At 55.1% G+C, this 15,354-nt stretch carries 12 protein-coding genes; 1 reads left to right on the top strand and 11 read right to left on the bottom strand.

What is annotated here, in order from left to right:
• Positions 1-277: 277 nt before the first annotated feature.
• A complete protein-coding gene (locus tag PEH01S_RS35875; RefSeq protein WP_220389023.1) occupies positions 278-361 on the bottom strand; it encodes a putative holin-like toxin in 84 nt (27 codons plus the stop codon).
• Positions 362-512: 151 nt separating this feature from the next.
• Positions 513-932, bottom strand: coding sequence for a MarR family transcriptional regulator (locus PEH01S_RS22740; RefSeq protein ID WP_407669471.1), 420 nt, complete (start codon positions 930-932; stop codon positions 513-515).
• Between the two features lie 193 nt (positions 933-1,125).
• On the opposite strand from PEH01S_RS22740, the gene PEH01S_RS34725 reads away from it, so the two are divergent.
• Complete coding sequence (locus PEH01S_RS34725) at positions 1,126-1,293, top strand: hypothetical protein (protein WP_164827989.1); 168 nt, start codon at positions 1,126-1,128, stop codon at positions 1,291-1,293.
• Here PEH01S_RS34725 and gyrA read toward each other — a convergent pair.
• The 9 genes from gyrA to PEH01S_RS22695 all read right to left on the bottom strand — a co-directional run bounded on the left by gyrA (position 1,290) and on the right by PEH01S_RS22695 (position 15,037).
• Positions 1,290-3,725 (bottom strand): DNA gyrase subunit A, encoded by a 2,436-nt coding sequence (gene gyrA / locus PEH01S_RS22735; RefSeq protein WP_127488191.1) that lies wholly within the window; start codon positions 3,723-3,725, stop codon positions 1,290-1,292. The two genes, PEH01S_RS34725 and gyrA, sit on opposite strands and share 4 nt — an antisense overlap.
• 14 nt (positions 3,726-3,739) lie before the next feature.
• Positions 3,740-5,713, bottom strand: a complete 1,974-nt coding sequence (parE, locus tag PEH01S_RS22730; protein ID WP_025852234.1) for a DNA topoisomerase IV subunit B — start codon at positions 5,711-5,713, stop codon at positions 3,740-3,742.
• A 54-nt stretch (positions 5,714-5,767) separates the two neighbouring features.
• Positions 5,768-6,760 carry an ABC transporter permease subunit gene (locus PEH01S_RS22725; RefSeq protein ID WP_025852232.1) on the bottom strand — a complete coding sequence of 331 codons (993 nt, stop codon included), beginning with the start codon at positions 6,758-6,760 and terminating at the stop codon, positions 5,768-5,770.
• A complete protein-coding gene (locus PEH01S_RS22720) occupies positions 6,753-7,730 on the bottom strand; it encodes an ABC transporter ATP-binding protein (protein WP_127488189.1) in 978 nt (325 codons plus the stop codon). Before PEH01S_RS22720 ends, PEH01S_RS22725 begins: the two co-directional genes overlap by 8 nt.
• An 18-nt stretch (positions 7,731-7,748) precedes the next feature.
• Positions 7,749-8,705, bottom strand: a complete 957-nt coding sequence (locus PEH01S_RS22715; RefSeq protein ID WP_246063038.1) for a GDSL-type esterase/lipase family protein — start codon at positions 8,703-8,705, stop codon at positions 7,749-7,751.
• Between the two features lie 175 nt (positions 8,706-8,880).
• Positions 8,881-10,290: a M23 family metallopeptidase gene (locus PEH01S_RS22710; RefSeq protein ID WP_127488187.1), complete on the bottom strand. Its 1,410-nt coding sequence runs from the start codon at positions 10,288-10,290 to the stop codon at positions 8,881-8,883.
• A gap of 157 nt (positions 10,291-10,447) precedes the next feature.
• Positions 10,448-11,215, bottom strand: a complete 768-nt coding sequence (locus PEH01S_RS22705; RefSeq protein ID WP_127488185.1) for a sugar phosphate isomerase/epimerase family protein — start codon at positions 11,213-11,215, stop codon at positions 10,448-10,450.
• 115 nt (positions 11,216-11,330) lie between these two features.
• Positions 11,331-13,181 (bottom strand): ABC transporter ATP-binding protein, encoded by a 1,851-nt coding sequence (locus tag PEH01S_RS22700; protein WP_127488183.1) that lies wholly within the window; start codon positions 13,179-13,181, stop codon positions 11,331-11,333.
• Complete coding sequence (locus PEH01S_RS22695) at positions 13,178-15,037, bottom strand: ABC transporter ATP-binding protein (RefSeq protein ID WP_127488181.1); 1,860 nt, start codon at positions 15,035-15,037, stop codon at positions 13,178-13,180. The genes PEH01S_RS22700 and PEH01S_RS22695 overlap by 4 nt, the downstream gene beginning before the upstream one ends.
• Positions 15,038-15,354: the final 317 nt, after the last annotated feature.

Genomic DNA, 15,354 nt, shown 5'->3' with positions numbered 1-15,354 from the left:
TATATAAGTCTATGAGCGGCGTTCGCGCATATATGCCGAAGCTGGAAAAAGGCCAAGCGCCGCTATCCGACAAGGTTGTACAAAATCGCCGAACGTCTTTTCAAAGCAAGCGGGAATATGGTATGATGGATTTACCAAAAAAGTTATTGCCTGCAAACCAGAGAGGCCGCGAATGTTCCAGCATCCGCGACCTCGCTACAATAGATTGCCCTCAAGGCGATCGGCGCAAGGAATAACCAAGCGGTAGACCTCTCGGGTTCCAAGGCTCAAGGGAGGTCTACTTCTTTTTTAAGTAGGAAAGTAAAGCGAGAATAAACATGCCGAACATGAACATCAACGTTACGGCATCCTTTACTTCCATGGCATCACCTCCTTCCGGATTCGCTGATGCGAACCCATTCATGGCAGGGGTGTGCCAACCGTCCTTGAGTGCCTTTTCCTATTGCATCCACATTATACCATACGACACGATAAATGAGAACATATTTTCGTATTTTAAGGTTGCCAAACCGTTAAGCATTGGCAACCTTGCCCAGCAAATATACAAGCAATTGCTGATTGTGCGAGGAAATGCGGCTCAAATATTGCTGCAAAAAGCGTTCGCGGATTTGCACGCCGCGTTCGCATTCGAAGCGTCCTTTCTCCGTTACCAATACCCACACGATCCGGCGGTCCTTCTCGTCCCGCTCTCTTGCGATTAACCCGCTCTTTTCCATCCGGTCAAGCAGCGTCGTAATCGCCGCGGGCGTCGTCGCCAAAAACTCGATGAAATCCGAAGGCTTCATGCGGTCCTGCTCGGAGGCGAGCAGCCTTTCGAGCACCGTAAGCTGCCCTTCCGTCAGCGTCGGAGCAAGCTCCGTTTCCATATGCGTACGCAAATCTTTGGACAATTTCCACCACAGCTTGGCAAATTCCTGAGTTATCACGATCATCACTCCCGAAAGACCAATCTTTTCCCTAATTATAGCATTGACCTCCGTCTTTTTAAAGGTTAACCCCATGAATATTTTAGGACATAAAACGATAAAATCGGGTACCTTTTGACGGAGTTCAACATATACTGCACATGGGACGTTCGCCTATACGCGGAGCTTGTCAATCCATGGAAGACAAGGAGTGGAAGGAATGGAAGACTGGAAGCGCAAAATCGGAGAAACCGCATTGCTCAAAGGAATCATAAACGACCCAGACTGGCTCGAAAAGCTGGACGATTCGATGCCGGTATGGGCCGTTCTGCAATTGATGCTGGAGCTGCTCGAAAAGCTCGAGCCGCAGTACACCAGCTATGATTAAGTAATCTTCAAAATGTCCGTTACCGTTTCATTTTTATTGACCGGTACGACGCATTTCCCTGTAGATTTGCGGTCATCGATCGGCGTCCGCTCGGTCGAAAGCGTCACTCTTCCGCCCGTACTGAGGATGGCGGTCAGGTCGAACGGCTCTTTAACAACAAAAGCGCCTTTCAGCTCCGATCCGTTCGGCTTTACCCGCTTGCCTTCCTTGAATTCGAACGTAATAATCCCTTTGCCCCCGCGTCCCTGAACGGGATAATCCGCGACTAGCGAACGCTTCGCATATCCAAGCTCCGTCATGACGACGACTTCTCCTTCGTCCCCGTCGATCCAATCGGCGGCAACGACCTCATCGTCGTCCTTCAGCTGAATGCCGCGAACCCCGGCAGCGGCGCGTCCCATCGGATTCACTTCGTCCTCCTTGAAGCGGATGGCCATCCCCTGTTTCGTCACCAGCAGCAGCTCCTTTGAGCCCGTGCTGAGCAATACATCGATCACCGCGTCCTGATCGCCCACCTTGCAAGCGACGATACCGGTCGAACGGTTCGTAAAATATTCCTTCAGCTCGGTCCGTTTGACCTGCCCTTTGCGCGTAACAAACACAAGCGACTTGCCCGGCTCCTCGAAATCCTTGACCGGCAGCACGTGTATAATGCGGTCGTCCTTGGATATCGGAATGACGTTGACAATGGCCGTGCCGTTTTCCTTCCATTTGTACTCCGGAATTTGATGCACCGGAAGCAGGAAGTACTGCCCTTTCTGCGTGAAAATAAGCAGGCTCTCCAACGTATTGACATCGAGCAGATAGCGGAGATAGTCGCCTTCCTTCAGTCCCGTCTTGTCAATTTCGCCGCCGGAGCGGATGAACGACAGCTTGCCCGTACGCTTGATATAGCCTTCGCTGGAAAGCGTAACGAATACGTCTTCGGCCGTCACCATGACTTCCAGATTGACTTTAAGCTCTTCCACTTCGTCCTGAATGTCCGACCGCCGGTCGATGCCGTACTTGTCGCGGATTTGCGACATTTCATCCTTGATGACAGCCAAAAGCTTCTTCTCGCTGCCAAGAATCCCTTTCAGGTACGCGATCGTTTTCTGAACGTCCTTCCATTCTTTTTCCAAAGAATGAATCTCCAGATTCGTCAAACGATACAGCTGCAAGGTTAAAATCGCATCGGCTTGCCGCTCGGTAAAGCCGAACTTGGCGACGAGGTTGTTCTGGGCGTCCTGGCGGTTTTTCGACGCTTTGATCGCGGCGATAACCTCGTCCAGAATATTGAGCGCCTTGACCAGCCCTTCGAGCACATGGGCGCGGTCTTCCGCCTTCTCCAGCTCGAATCGCGAGCGGTGGGTGACCACTTCTTTCTGATGGTCGATGTAGGCCTCCAGCATATCGCGCAGCCCGAGCTGCTTCGGCGTCTTGTTGACGATGGCGACCATGTTGAAGTTGTAGGCTACCTGCAGGTCGGTTTTCTTAAGCAAATAGGCCAAAATCCCCTGCGCATCCGCGTCCTTTTTCAGCTCGACGACAATCCGAAGACCCTCGCGTCCGCTTTCGTCGCGGACCTCTGCAATGCCTTCGATCTTTTTCTCCAGACGGATATTCTCCATCGCCGTCACCAGACGGGATTTCACAACCTGATAAGGAATTTCGGTGATGACGATCTGCTGGCGTCCGCCGCGCAGGTCCTCGATCGCCGTGCGCGCCCGCACATAGATGCGGCCCCGGCCGCTCCGGTACGCGTCGCGTATTCCCTCCGAGCCCATAATAATGCCGCCGGTCGGAAAATCCGGGCCCTTGATGACGCCCATCAAATCCTCCAGCGTGCTGTCCGGCTTATCAATCAACGCAATGCAGGCATTGACCACCTCGCGCAGGCTGTGCGGCGGAATTTCCGTCGCAAAGCCGGACGAAATGCCGCTGACGCCGTTAACGAGCAAATTCGGAAACCGCGAGGGCAGCACGACCGGCTCCTTCGTCGTGTTGTCGAAGTTGTCCTTGAACTGAACCGTCCGCTTCTCGATATCCCGCAGCAGCTCCATCGCGATTTCGGACAGCCGCGCCTCGGTATACCGCATCGCAGCCGGCGGGTCGTCGTCCATCGAGCCCCAGTTGCCGTGTCCGTCGACCAGGACATGGCTCATTTTCCAAGGCTGCGCCATCCGCACCATGCCTTCGTAAATCGAGGCGTCGCCGTGCGGATGATAATTGCCCATCACGTCCCCGACCGTCTTCGCCGATTTGCGGTACGGCTTATCCGGCGTGTTCCCCGAATCGTACATGGCGTACAGAATACGCCGCTGCACCGGCTTCAGCCCGTCCCGCACGTCCGGGATCGCGCGGTCTTGAATGATATATTTGGAATACCGGCCGAACCGGTCGCCTACAACCTCTTCCAGAAAGGCCGGCAAAAAATTTTCCAGGATACTCACAAAAGGCCCCCCGTTTATTCTTCAAATTCCGTGAAGTCCACGTTCTCGATGATCCAGCGCTTCCGCGGATCGACTTTATCTCCCATCAGCGTAGATACTCGCCGCTCGGCTTTGGCCGCATCCTCGATCTGCACCTGCAGCAGCGTGCGCGTCGCCGGGTCCATCGTCGTTTCCCAGAGCTGGTCGGGGTTCATCTCTCCGAGTCCTTTGTAACGCTGCAGCTCGATATTTTTGCCGAGCTCCTTGGTTAGCGCCTGCAGCTGCTCGTCGGTCCAAGCGTAGCGGACTACGGTGTTCTTGCCCGCTTTTTTCGTCACCTTGAACAGCGGAGGCTGGGCGATATATACCTTGCCCGCGTCGATGAGCGGCTTCATGTACCGGTAAAAGAACGTCAGAAGCAGCACTTGAATATGCGCGCCGTCGGTATCGGCGTCGGTCATAATAATAATCTTCGCATAATTGCTTTCCGACTCGTCGAATTCCGGGCCGACTCCGGCGCCGATCGCGGCGATGATCGCCTTATATTCGTCGTTTTTCATAATATCGAGCAGCTTGGCTTTCTCCGGGTTCATCGGCTTGCCCTTGAGCGGCAAAATCGCCTGATGCTTCGAATCGCGCCCCTGCTTCGCCGACCCGCCGGCGGAATCCCCTTCGACGATGAACAGCTCGTTGCGGGTGTAATCCTTCGATTGCGCCGGCGTCAGCTTGCCGCCGAGGTTCGAGCTTTCGCTCTTGCCCTTCTTGCCGCTGCGCACCTCTTCCCGCGCCTTTCTCGCCGCCTCGCGCGCTTTAGCCGACTGGATCGCCTTCTTCATGATCATCTGCGCGACCTGCGGATTTTCTTCGAGAAATACCGCCATCTTATCGGAGACGACCGAATCGACCGCGCTCCGCGCCGAAGCGCTGCCGAGCTGGTCTTTCGTCTGGCCGACGAATTCGACCTCGCCCATCTTGATATTGATGACCGCCATCATGCCTTCGCGCAGGTCCTGCCCGTCCAAGTTTTTTTCCTTCTCCTTGAGCATCCCGTTCTTGCGCGCATAGTCGTTCATGACGCGGGTATAGGCGGTTTTGAAGCCCGTTTCGTGCGTTCCCCCGCCGCGCGTCGGAATCGAGTTGACGAAGGAAACGAGCGTCTCCGTGTAGCCGTCGTTATACTGCATCGCCACTTCAACTTCGATTTCGTCCTTCTCCGCCACGAAGTGGATGACGTCGTGCAGCACCGTCTTTTCCTCGTTCAAAAACTGCACGAACTGGCTGGCGCCGCCTTCGTATTGAAACTCCTCCTGCTTATCCGCGCGCTGATCGGTCAGCGTGACCTTCAGCCCGGAGTTCAAAAAGGCGATTTCCTGCAGCCGCTCGTAGAGCGTATCGAAATTGATGGTCGTTCCGCCCTGAAAAACGCGTTTGTCGGGCTTAAACGTCACCTTTGTTCCGGTTTTGCGCGTCGTACCGATCACTTCCAGACCGGTGACCGGCTCTCCGACGTGCTCCCTGCCTTGTTCGTCCACCCAATATTCAAACCGCTGGCGGTGTGTTTTGCCTTCGCGGTAAATTTCCACTTCAAGCCATTCAGACAGCGCATTCGTCACGGAAGCGCCTACGCCGTGCAGGCCGCCGGACTTTTTATATCCCCCGCCGCCGAACTTGCCGCCGGCATGAAGCATCGTAAACACCACCTGCGGTGTGGGAATCCCCGTTTTGTGCATGCCGGTCGGAATGCCGCGGCCGTTGTCGTACACCGTTACGGACTGATCCTTATGGATCGTCACGTCGATTTGCGTACAATGCTTGGCCAGATGCTCATCCACGGCATTATCGACGATTTCCCAAATCAGATGGTGAAGCCCGGACGTGCTGGTACTGCCGATATACATCCCCGGCCGCTTGCGCACCGCCACCAGTCCTTCGAGCACCTGGATATCGTCTGCACCGTAGTCCGCCGGCGCTGCTGTCGTTTTTCCAAACAAATCGAGTTGATCCGCCATCGCAGCCTCCCTAAAAACACCTATGTCTCCGCAACATTATAACATTTGAACGGATTAGTTCAATACATCTTTTTTCGTGAATACCGCAAACGAGACGATCACTGAAGCGATTCCCCATACGGTTAACACCGCCAAGGAGAACGGCAAATCCATGCCTTTGATGGGCGGAAGCGTCCCGCTGAGATACGTTGTCAAGTTCAAATTGACCATAAACAAATATTTGGCCGCTTCCCACGAGGATACCATATTTGTCAAGATCGTGCCCGAGATGAGCAGCGCCAGCATGATGCCCATTCCCGCCGCCGTGCTGCGCACGAGCACCGAGATCATCAGCGTCATCACCGCGACGATAAGCGCCGCATACCAGACCAGCCCGAACTCCATGATCAGGTACAGCCACTGGTCTACCGGACGGACGAACGAGAAGTCGACCTCCGTCCCCTTCACCTGAAACCCGAAGAAGACCGGCATGTCCCAGCCTCCGTATCCGAAGACGACGCCGGAGATAAGATAACATAAAATTCCTGTCGCAATCACGATGAACGAGGTGAACAAGATCAAACTTAGCAGCTTGCTCAGGAGAATTTTCCAGCGCTGGACCGGACGCGTCAGCAGCAGCTTGATCGTCCCCGTCGTATGCTCCCCGGAAACCATATCGGCGGCAACGACCATAACCATGAGAGGAATGAACAGATTTACGGCATTTTTGACGAACTCTCTAGTAAAGGTTACCCCGTTCGGCTCGGCCGGATTCACATCTTTATCCAAATAGTACTGGGCCAGCTTCACTTCGACGCGGCGCCACTGCTTCCATTCCTCGGGCACGCGTCCGCTGCTGAGACTGCGGGTATAGTCGACAATCTTCTGCCGCTGCTCGACCCGCCAGTCGGTCGTCCCGAACTGCTTCCGGTTGTTCTCCGCCACCTTCATTTGCGCATAGGTGAACATCGGAATGATCGCGGCCAAAATAAGCAGCACGACGAGCAGCCGCTTTTTCTTGATCATTTTGATGCATTCGTTCTTGATCAGCGGATACAAACTAACCAATGCGCTCACCCTCCGTCAGCTTCAGGAATAAATCTTCCAGGGTCGGATGCTTGATTTCGATGCCGTGGAGCGCAACGCCCGCTTCCATAAGCTTCCTCGACAGCTCCGGAATCGACTCCGGCTTTTGCAGAGCAGCCAGCTTCGCCACCCCGGCTTCCGTCCCGGCCTCATCCGTGAACGATACCGACTGCACCTCGGGATGCGACTGCAGAACGTTTAGCGCAGTCTCCGCCGGAAGCGCGCTCCAGACCACCGTGCTGACCGATTCGTCCACAAGCGACGATACCTCGCCGACCGTAATCACCTCGCCGTGGCTGATGATGGCGACGCGGTCGCACATTTGCTGAATTTCGCTGAGCAGATGGCTGGAAATGAACAGGCTGAGCCCGGTTTCCGCCAGCTGGCGTATAAATTCGCGCAGCTCCTTAATCCCTTGCGGATCGAGACCGTTGGTAGGCTCGTCCAAAATGAGCAGTTTCGGATCGTTCAGAAGCGCTTGGGCGATGCCCAAACGCTGCCTCATCCCAAGCGAGTACGTTTTAACTTTGTCGTGGATGCGGGCATCCATGCCGACGATGTCCACCACTTCGCGGATTCGCTTCTCGCCCACGCCCGGCAGCATCCGGGCAAAATGCTCCAGGTTTTCCCATCCGCTGAGGTACGAATACAGCTCCGGATTTTCCACGATACAACCGACATATTGCAGCGCTTCGTTATGCTCCTTGTGCACGTCGTAGCCGCAGATGCGGATCGAGCCTTCCGTCGGCTTGATCAAGTCCACCAGCATGCGGATCGTCGTCGTTTTTCCCGAGCCGTTCGGTCCGAGAAAGCCGAAAATCTCCCCGGCTCGCACCTCGAACGAAATGCCTTTGATGATCAGCCGCTTGCCGATCCTTTTCTTTACGTTATCGACCGCCAGAACAATGTCCGCGTCTCTTCCTTTCCGATGCTGTTCCCCGGCCTGAGTCATGCTTTCCCGTCCTCCCTGCTACCTCAAAATATCGACGATCCGATCCGCAATCCGGTCGTAGCCGTCCTGGTTCGGATGAAAATGGTCCGTATATAAATATTTGCTCAAATTCAACTCGAACAAATCATACGTGGGCACCAGCGTGATGTTCGGGTACCGGTTCGCCAAATCGAACGCCGCCGCGTTCCATTGCCGGATGACCGGAGCTCCTTCGCGCTCAGGGTCTAGATCGAGGAACGGATGATACAGTCCGACGTAAAAAATCCGCGCCTGCGGACTGGCTTTGCTGACCCGGTCGAAAATTTGCTCCAGACGCTTCATTGCGTCCGGGATACGCTCCGCCGCCGCGTTCGGATTGAAGCCCGCGCCGGCTTCCTGATCCGGCGAGCCGGGGGTGCTTTTCGGCGTCTCGGTGCCTTGCGGCGGCTGTCCTTTTGCAGGGTCCGCGCCTGTCGTGCTGTCGCCTGTACCTTCCGCGCCGGGCGTCCCGTTCGTTCCGTCGCCCGAACCAAAGATGCCTGAGCCGCCCTGGAACAAATCGTTGCCGCCGATCGTCAGCAGCACCAGATCGGCGTCGGCGAGCGACTTGGCGATGTCGGATTTCCGGTCCCAATCTCTAAGCACATCGGCCGTCCGATAGCCCGGAATCGCAAAATTGTTGTAAACGAACACCGGCTTGCCCAGCTGCTTCTCCAGCTTGTCCCTTACGCCGCCGACATATCCTTTGCCCGACAAATCGCCGGTACCTGCGCTCAGCGAATCTCCCAGCGCCACGATGCGGATCTGCTCCTTTGCTTCCCAATTGTCCGTTTTCGGTTTCGCAGCGGGCTGCTGCGGGGTCTCTGTTGCGTCGTGCGCAACGGGCTTCGGAAAAATAATCTGATTGATGCCGTAGGCGAATCCGACAGCGCACAGCACTGTCGACAACAGCGCGGCAATGCCGACGGTCCGCCACAACCATCGCGTGGATTTCATGCGTTCTCCCCCCAGTTTCGGCAGCTTTAGCTTGCAAGGACTGTTCCCTTCAGTAACTATACATTTTAGAGTAGCGGTTTGCCGCGCGATTTGCAAACTTTGAGGAGAAGAGAGGATTGAAGGAGAGGTTAAATAGAGGCAAGCGACACGCGAAGAAAAAGCGTCAAACGGCAAGTCAGACGCTTAAATATTTTAGCGGATTTTGCTGTTGGCCGTTCTTGATGATCTCGAAATGCAGATGGACGCCGGTCGAATTACCCGTGCTGCCCATCACGCCGATGTTATCGCCTTTTTTGACGCCGTCCCCTTCGCGGACTCCGACTTTGCTAAGATGCCCGTACAGCGTCTCGTACCCGTTCCGGTGATCAATGACGATGCAATTGCCGTAACCCGATTTCCAGCCGGCAAACGTTACTTTCCCGTGATCGGCGGCCATAATCGCCTTTTGCTCCGAAACGAAATCCGTACCGTTATGATTTTTCCCCCAGCGCCGTCCGAACTCGCTCGTTACTTTGGGCTGCAGCACCGGCAGGGCGAACTTGCCCGTACCTGTGCCGGGAATCACCTTCGTCCCTTGCTTCACAACCGTCCGTACCGGCAATTCAATTATCGTTTCGTCAACTACCGACTGGCTTGCGGGCACCCCGTTCACGCGGACGGACTCGTAGGTCACCTGCTTCCAGCCGGGCTTGCCGTTGCTGACGATCTGGATGACCCCCGCTTGCAGCCCGCTGTCTTTCTCGTAGACGATGCCGCTCGCTATCCGGACCTGCTCGGTGCGCGTCTCGACGGTCTTGACCGATAAGAGCGGCTGTTGGACCGAAAGCTTAAGCGTCTGTCCGACGCGGATCAAATCCTTCTTAATCCCCGGGTTGTTCGCCCGGATCACATCGGCAGCGACTTGAAACTTCTGCGCGATGAGCGAGATACAGTCTCCTTTCTGCACCGTATACGTGAGAGGCTGGGCGGCGCCGCTTAAAATCCGGTTCAGCACGGCCTCGCCCGGCTCCACCTTGCCCGGAGCGACGGCTGTGTCGACTAGCTGCACGTCCTGCGTAAATTCGGCGGACGTGGTTACCTTCGGCGGGTTTCCGGGGCCCGCATTAGACAATACCGCAACCTCCTTGGACTCGTGCAAAAAAGGCGCCTTCACCTGATCCAAAAGGGCTGCGGCCGTATTTGCGTCCTTGACGATGCCGACCGTCGTGCCGTCGATCCGAATCTCGGTGGCAAACAAGGCAAAAACTAGCTTATCGTTCAGCGCGGCGATCACCGCATCATTGTCGAATGCGCCTTGGAACGTTTTGTTTCCTTCGAACCGAAGCCGCTCCAGATTGGACGTAACGCGAGCATGTTCGTACTGCCGGCCAACTTCTTCGTACCGGGCCGCCTTCCACTGCTTGATAATTTCCGGATCGCTGACGGTCCCGACATGCTGATCGTCCAAAAATACGTCAAACCGATAGACCGGCTGTACCTTCGCGAACCAGCGGCCCGAGATCAAGACGGCGACGATGACCGCAAAGGCCGTTCCCCATTGCACCAGCTCCAGCAGCAAGCCGGGTGTAACGATGCGCTTTTTCAACGTCCTTCCCTCCCCGTAACGGATCGTTTCGATTGTTCGGACCGGCGAACAAGTTCACTTCCCCATGTATATGTCAAAGGTACGGCGAGTAGACAAAAAAACAAAAAACCCCCGACGTTTCTGCCTGCGCAAAAACGACGAGGGTATCGCGATCCGTTTACTTGGACGCCAGTCGATCGGCCATGCGATGAAGGTTGGTTAAGCTGATTTGCAGACTGTCCAACGGGTTGCCCGGACAAACGTCCTGCTCCACCGCGTACCATTCGATACCGCTCGCTTCGCCCCATTGCAGAATCGGGATAAAATCGATGACGCCCGTACCCACTTCGGCGAACGTCTGGCGCTCGTCATTCGACATATCCTTCAAGTGAATGATCGGCATGCGGCCGGCATAAGGTCTGATAAACGACAGCGGATCGAGGCCGCCCTTTTTCACCCAATACACGTCGACTTCGGCCAGCACGGCATTGTCCTTGGACGGCTCAAGCAAATATTCGAGCGCCGAACCTCCGTTAACGGTCGTCTCGAACTCGAACGCATGGTTATGATAGCTCAGCCGGAAGCCGAGCGGAGCGAGCTTGGCCGCCACTTCGTTCAGCTTGGCGCGTACCGCCCGATATCCTTCTTCGTTGCGCAGGTCGGCAGCGATGGCCGGGCAGATCAGGTCGCGCGTACCAAAAAGCTTGGCCTGCTCGACGATCGTTTCAAGCTCGTTTTGCAGCGCTTCGTAGCTGACATGCATTCCTGCGGTGCCTAGCCCCGTCTCCTTCAGCACGGCGGCGATTTCTTCTGCGGTATAGCCCCGCAGTCCGGAAATTTGCACGCCGCTCCAGCCCATACGCTTCAATTCCCGCAGCACGCCCGGAAAATCCTGCTCCAGCTCGTTACGCAACGTATACAATTGTGCCGCAAACTTGTTTTTCAAAACGATGTCAGCTCCTTTGGATGGAGAGAGCGCATGAAGCAGAATCATGCCAGCCAAATGCGCTTCCGATGAGTTATGTTCACGTTAACAATCATATCACACCCGCCAACATCTGTTAACCCGTTTCTTTCAAAAAGCGGTACTGCGCTTGAATTAGTCCGTGATAAATGCCTTGGTGGCGCATCAGCTCCTCATGATTGCCCTGCTCCATAATCCGTCCGTGATCCAATACGAGAATATGATCGGCATGACGAATCGTCGACAACCGGTGAGCGATAATGAAGGACGTCCGTCCTGCCATCAGCGTCTTGAGCGCTTCTTGAATTTTCAGCTCCGTCTCCGTATCGATGCTGGCCGTCGCCTCATCCAGAATGAGAATGCGCGGGTCCGCCAAAAGCGCCCGGGCAAACGAGAGCAGCTGGCGCTGCCCCATCGACAGCACGTTCCCTCTCTCCTGCACCTCGGTATCGTAGCCGTTCGGCAAATTCACGATAAACTCGTGCGCGCGGACAGCCTTGGCCGCCGCTTCCACTTCCTCGTCGGTCGCATCGAGTCGCCCGAATCGGATGTTGCCACGAATCGTTCCGGAGAAAATGAACGTATCTTGAAGCACGATTCCGATCTGCGAACGCAAGCTTTGAATCGTCACGTCGCGGATATCGTGTCCGTCGATAACAATGCTGCCGCCCGTTACATCATAAAAGCGGCAAAGCAGGTTGATGATCGTGCTTTTGCCCGAACCGGTATGGCCGACGAGCGCGATCGATTGACCCGCCTTCACGTTCAGGTCGATCCGTTGAAGCGCATGCCGTCCGGGCTCATATTCGAATTCCACCTGCTTGAAGTCGATATCTCCGCGAATCGTTGGCAGAGGCCGGGCCGTTTCCTTCTCCGCCACGTTCGGCTGCTCATCGATAAATTCGAAGATTCGCTCCGACGAAGCCATCGCAATGAGCATCTGCGAATACATTTGGCCAAGCCGGTTGATCGGCTCCCAGAAGCTGCCGATATAAGAGGCGAAGGCTACGAACAAGCCGACGGTCATTTCCCCGCTTTGGATGAAATAAGCGCCAAGCAGGAACAAAATAAAGTAGCCGACCGCCCCGGTGACCTCGATGATCGGGTTAAACGACTGGTTCAAGGTCGATGCGCGGTTCCACGATTTATGGTTATCCTGATTCATTTGCTCGAAATAAGCGATGTTCTGCTTTTCCTGCGTGAACGCCTGTGTCACCTTGATGCCTTGGATGCACTCGTTCAAATGAGCGTTAATGCGCGACGTCTTCGTCTGGACGACCTGCCAGGCACGGCGAATTTTCACGCGCAGCCGTGTCGAAATCAGGAACATGATCGGAACCGTGACAATGATCGCTGCGCCCAGCTTGACATTATAAAATAATAGGATGAAGATGATGCCGATCAGCTGCACACAGTCGATCATCAGGTTGACGGCGCCGTTCGTCAGCAAGTCTTGAAGCGAGTTCACATAGTTCGTCACGCGAACGAGAATGGAGCCGGCCGGACGTTTGTCGAAAAACCGGAACGACAGCCGCTGAATATGGCTGAACAGATCGTGGCGCAAATCGTAGATGATCCGCTGGCCGATCTCGTTCGTATATCGGATCCGATAGTTGTTCGCCAGCCACTGAATGACATACAGCACGAACATGGCCCCTACGCAGAGCGCGAGCAGCCGGCCGTCCTTCTGCTTCAGCGCGTTGTCGATCGCGAAGGCGATCAGAAGCGGATTCAGCAGCTTCGTCAGTGCGCCGACGGCCATCATAAGCAGAATGACCGGCGCCATTTGCTTCGCATACGGCTTCATATATTTGCCGACGCGCTTGACCTGAACCCAATCGAACCCTTTGTCAAGCTCCTCGTCGTCTTGATAGACGAACCGGGATTTCAGCAGTTCCTCGCCCCCGGGCTTCGAACCGCCGGATGGATTGTTCCGTTGTCCGCTCAATGTGCGAGCCCCCTTACGTTGACTTGAGAGGCGGCAGCCATTTCCGCCGCTGCCTCGTCGTGCTTCACTTGTTCTGCAGAAGCGGCCGCGCTGTGTGCCGACTCCGTGTCGGCATCGATATCGTCCGGCTGATCGGCAAATTGAATTTTGTACGTTTCGAGGTACGGCCCCTCCTGCTTCATGAGCTCGGCGTGGGTGCCTCGCTGCACGATGCGGCCCTCATCCAGCACCAAAATCTCATCCGCATGCTTCAGCGAAGAGATGCGGTGCGCGATAATAAATGTCGTACGGCCCTTCATCACCTCTTCAAAGCCTCGTTGAATCTCGTGCTCGGTTTCCATGTCTACGGCGCTTGTGGCATCGTCGAGAATTAAAATTTTCGGATTTTTCAACAGCGCCCGCGCAATCGCAATCCGCTGTTTTTGTCCGCCGGACAACCCGAGGCCGCGTTCGCCGACGATCGTATCATAGCCCATCGGCAGCTCCATGATGAAATCGTGCGCTTTGGCCAGCTTGGCCGCCTGAATGACCTCTTCCATCGTCACGTCGCTGACACCGTAACCGATGTTGCCTTTAATGCTCGAGGAAAACAGAAACGTCTCCTGGAATACGATTGCCATTTGACTGCGCAGACTTTCCAGCGAAATGTCGCGGATGTCCGTTCCATCGAGCGTGATCCGGCCGTCCTTCACATTGTAGGCCCTCAGAAGGAGCTGAATGACGGTCGATTTCCCGGAGCCTGTACCGCCAAGCAAACCGATGACCGAACCGGCGGGCGCATCGAGATTGAAGCCGGCGAGCGCCGGCTGCTTATCCGTATACGCAAACGTCACGTTGTCGAACCGGACGTGGCCCTGTACCAGATCCGGCTGCAAAACAAGCGCATGTTCTTTATTTTTCACGTGTTCGTATTGATGCAGCACCTCGATCAGCCGTTCGCCGGCCGCTTTCGATTGCGTGAAGTTGTTGATATGAAAACCGATCCCCCACATCGGACCGATGATGTACCAGATCAAGCTGAAAAAGGCGACAAGCTCCCCGAGCGAAATGTTTTCGTTGATGACCATCCAGCCGCCGACTCCGAGCAGAATGACTACGCTCAGGTTGGCGAACAGCTCCATCAGAGGAAAATATTTGGCCCAAATGCCCGCGGTCAACACGTTGTTTTCCTTGTAATTTCCGTTTCGTTCGGCAAATTTGTCAATTTCATGCGGCTCTCTCGCAAACGATTTGACCGTCCGCACCCCGGTGATATTTTCCTGAACGGAGGTCGTCATGCTGCTCATCGATTGACGGATCGACCGGAACGCCGGATGAATTTTCCCCTCGAACCGGATCGCCGTGTAGACGAGGAACGGCATGCAAATCATGGTGAGAAGCGTTAACTGCCAATTGATCGACATCATCATGATCACGCCGAAAGCAAACATCATGATCACGTTCAAAATCTGGACGAAGCCGAAGCCGATAAAATCCCGTACGGCCTGCAGATCGGCTGTAAGGCGCGACATCAAATCTCCTGTGCGCGCTTTGTCGTAATACTGAAACGACAAATATTGCAGCTTCCGGTAAAGTGCGGCCCGCAGATTGAATGCGGTCTGATTGCCGAGCCGCGCACTGGTCGCGCCGTGCAGAAACTGAAAGGTCGCCTTGACGATCATCACGACGGCGACGAGAAGCGCCAAGTACGGGACGGCCGAGAACTGCCCTTTCGAAATCACTTCGTCGATCAAGTACCGAAGCAGATTCGGATAGACGAGTCCCAGCGCCGTCGCCGTCATCAAGCAAACGATCGAGGCATACAGAAACCTTCGTTCCGACCAGTAAAACTCCTTCAGCTGCTTAAATACTTCCATGGAGATCCTCCTTCTCCGGCTTTGCTGCGAGAGCGCTTCCTTTCCGCGCAAAGCCTCTGCCGACACATTTTTTTCTCATGGAATACGGCTGTAGGGCCGCAAAAGCAAAAATGGCTTTCGAAGCGGAATGATGGCTCCGAAAGCGTTTCAGCTATGAGAAGAAGTGTAGCATCATCCCCAAGGGGCGGCAAATACGGGTTGCCCCATAATCTCGATTTTCCCAGAGTATTCCTTCAAATCGTCACAATATGGAAGCACAGCGCTACTATTTCTCCCGAATAATACGAAATCGTCGAAATGAAAGCCCTTTCACAAAA

This window comes from Paenibacillus ehimensis NBRC 15659 (assembly GCF_004000785.1).
GTDB classification, from domain to species: Bacteria; Bacillota; Bacilli; order Paenibacillales; family NBRC-103111; genus Paenibacillus_G; species Paenibacillus_G ehimensis.
The sequence above is the reverse complement of the archived record's forward strand: the minus strand, read 5'-3'. Positions and strand labels throughout refer to the sequence as shown.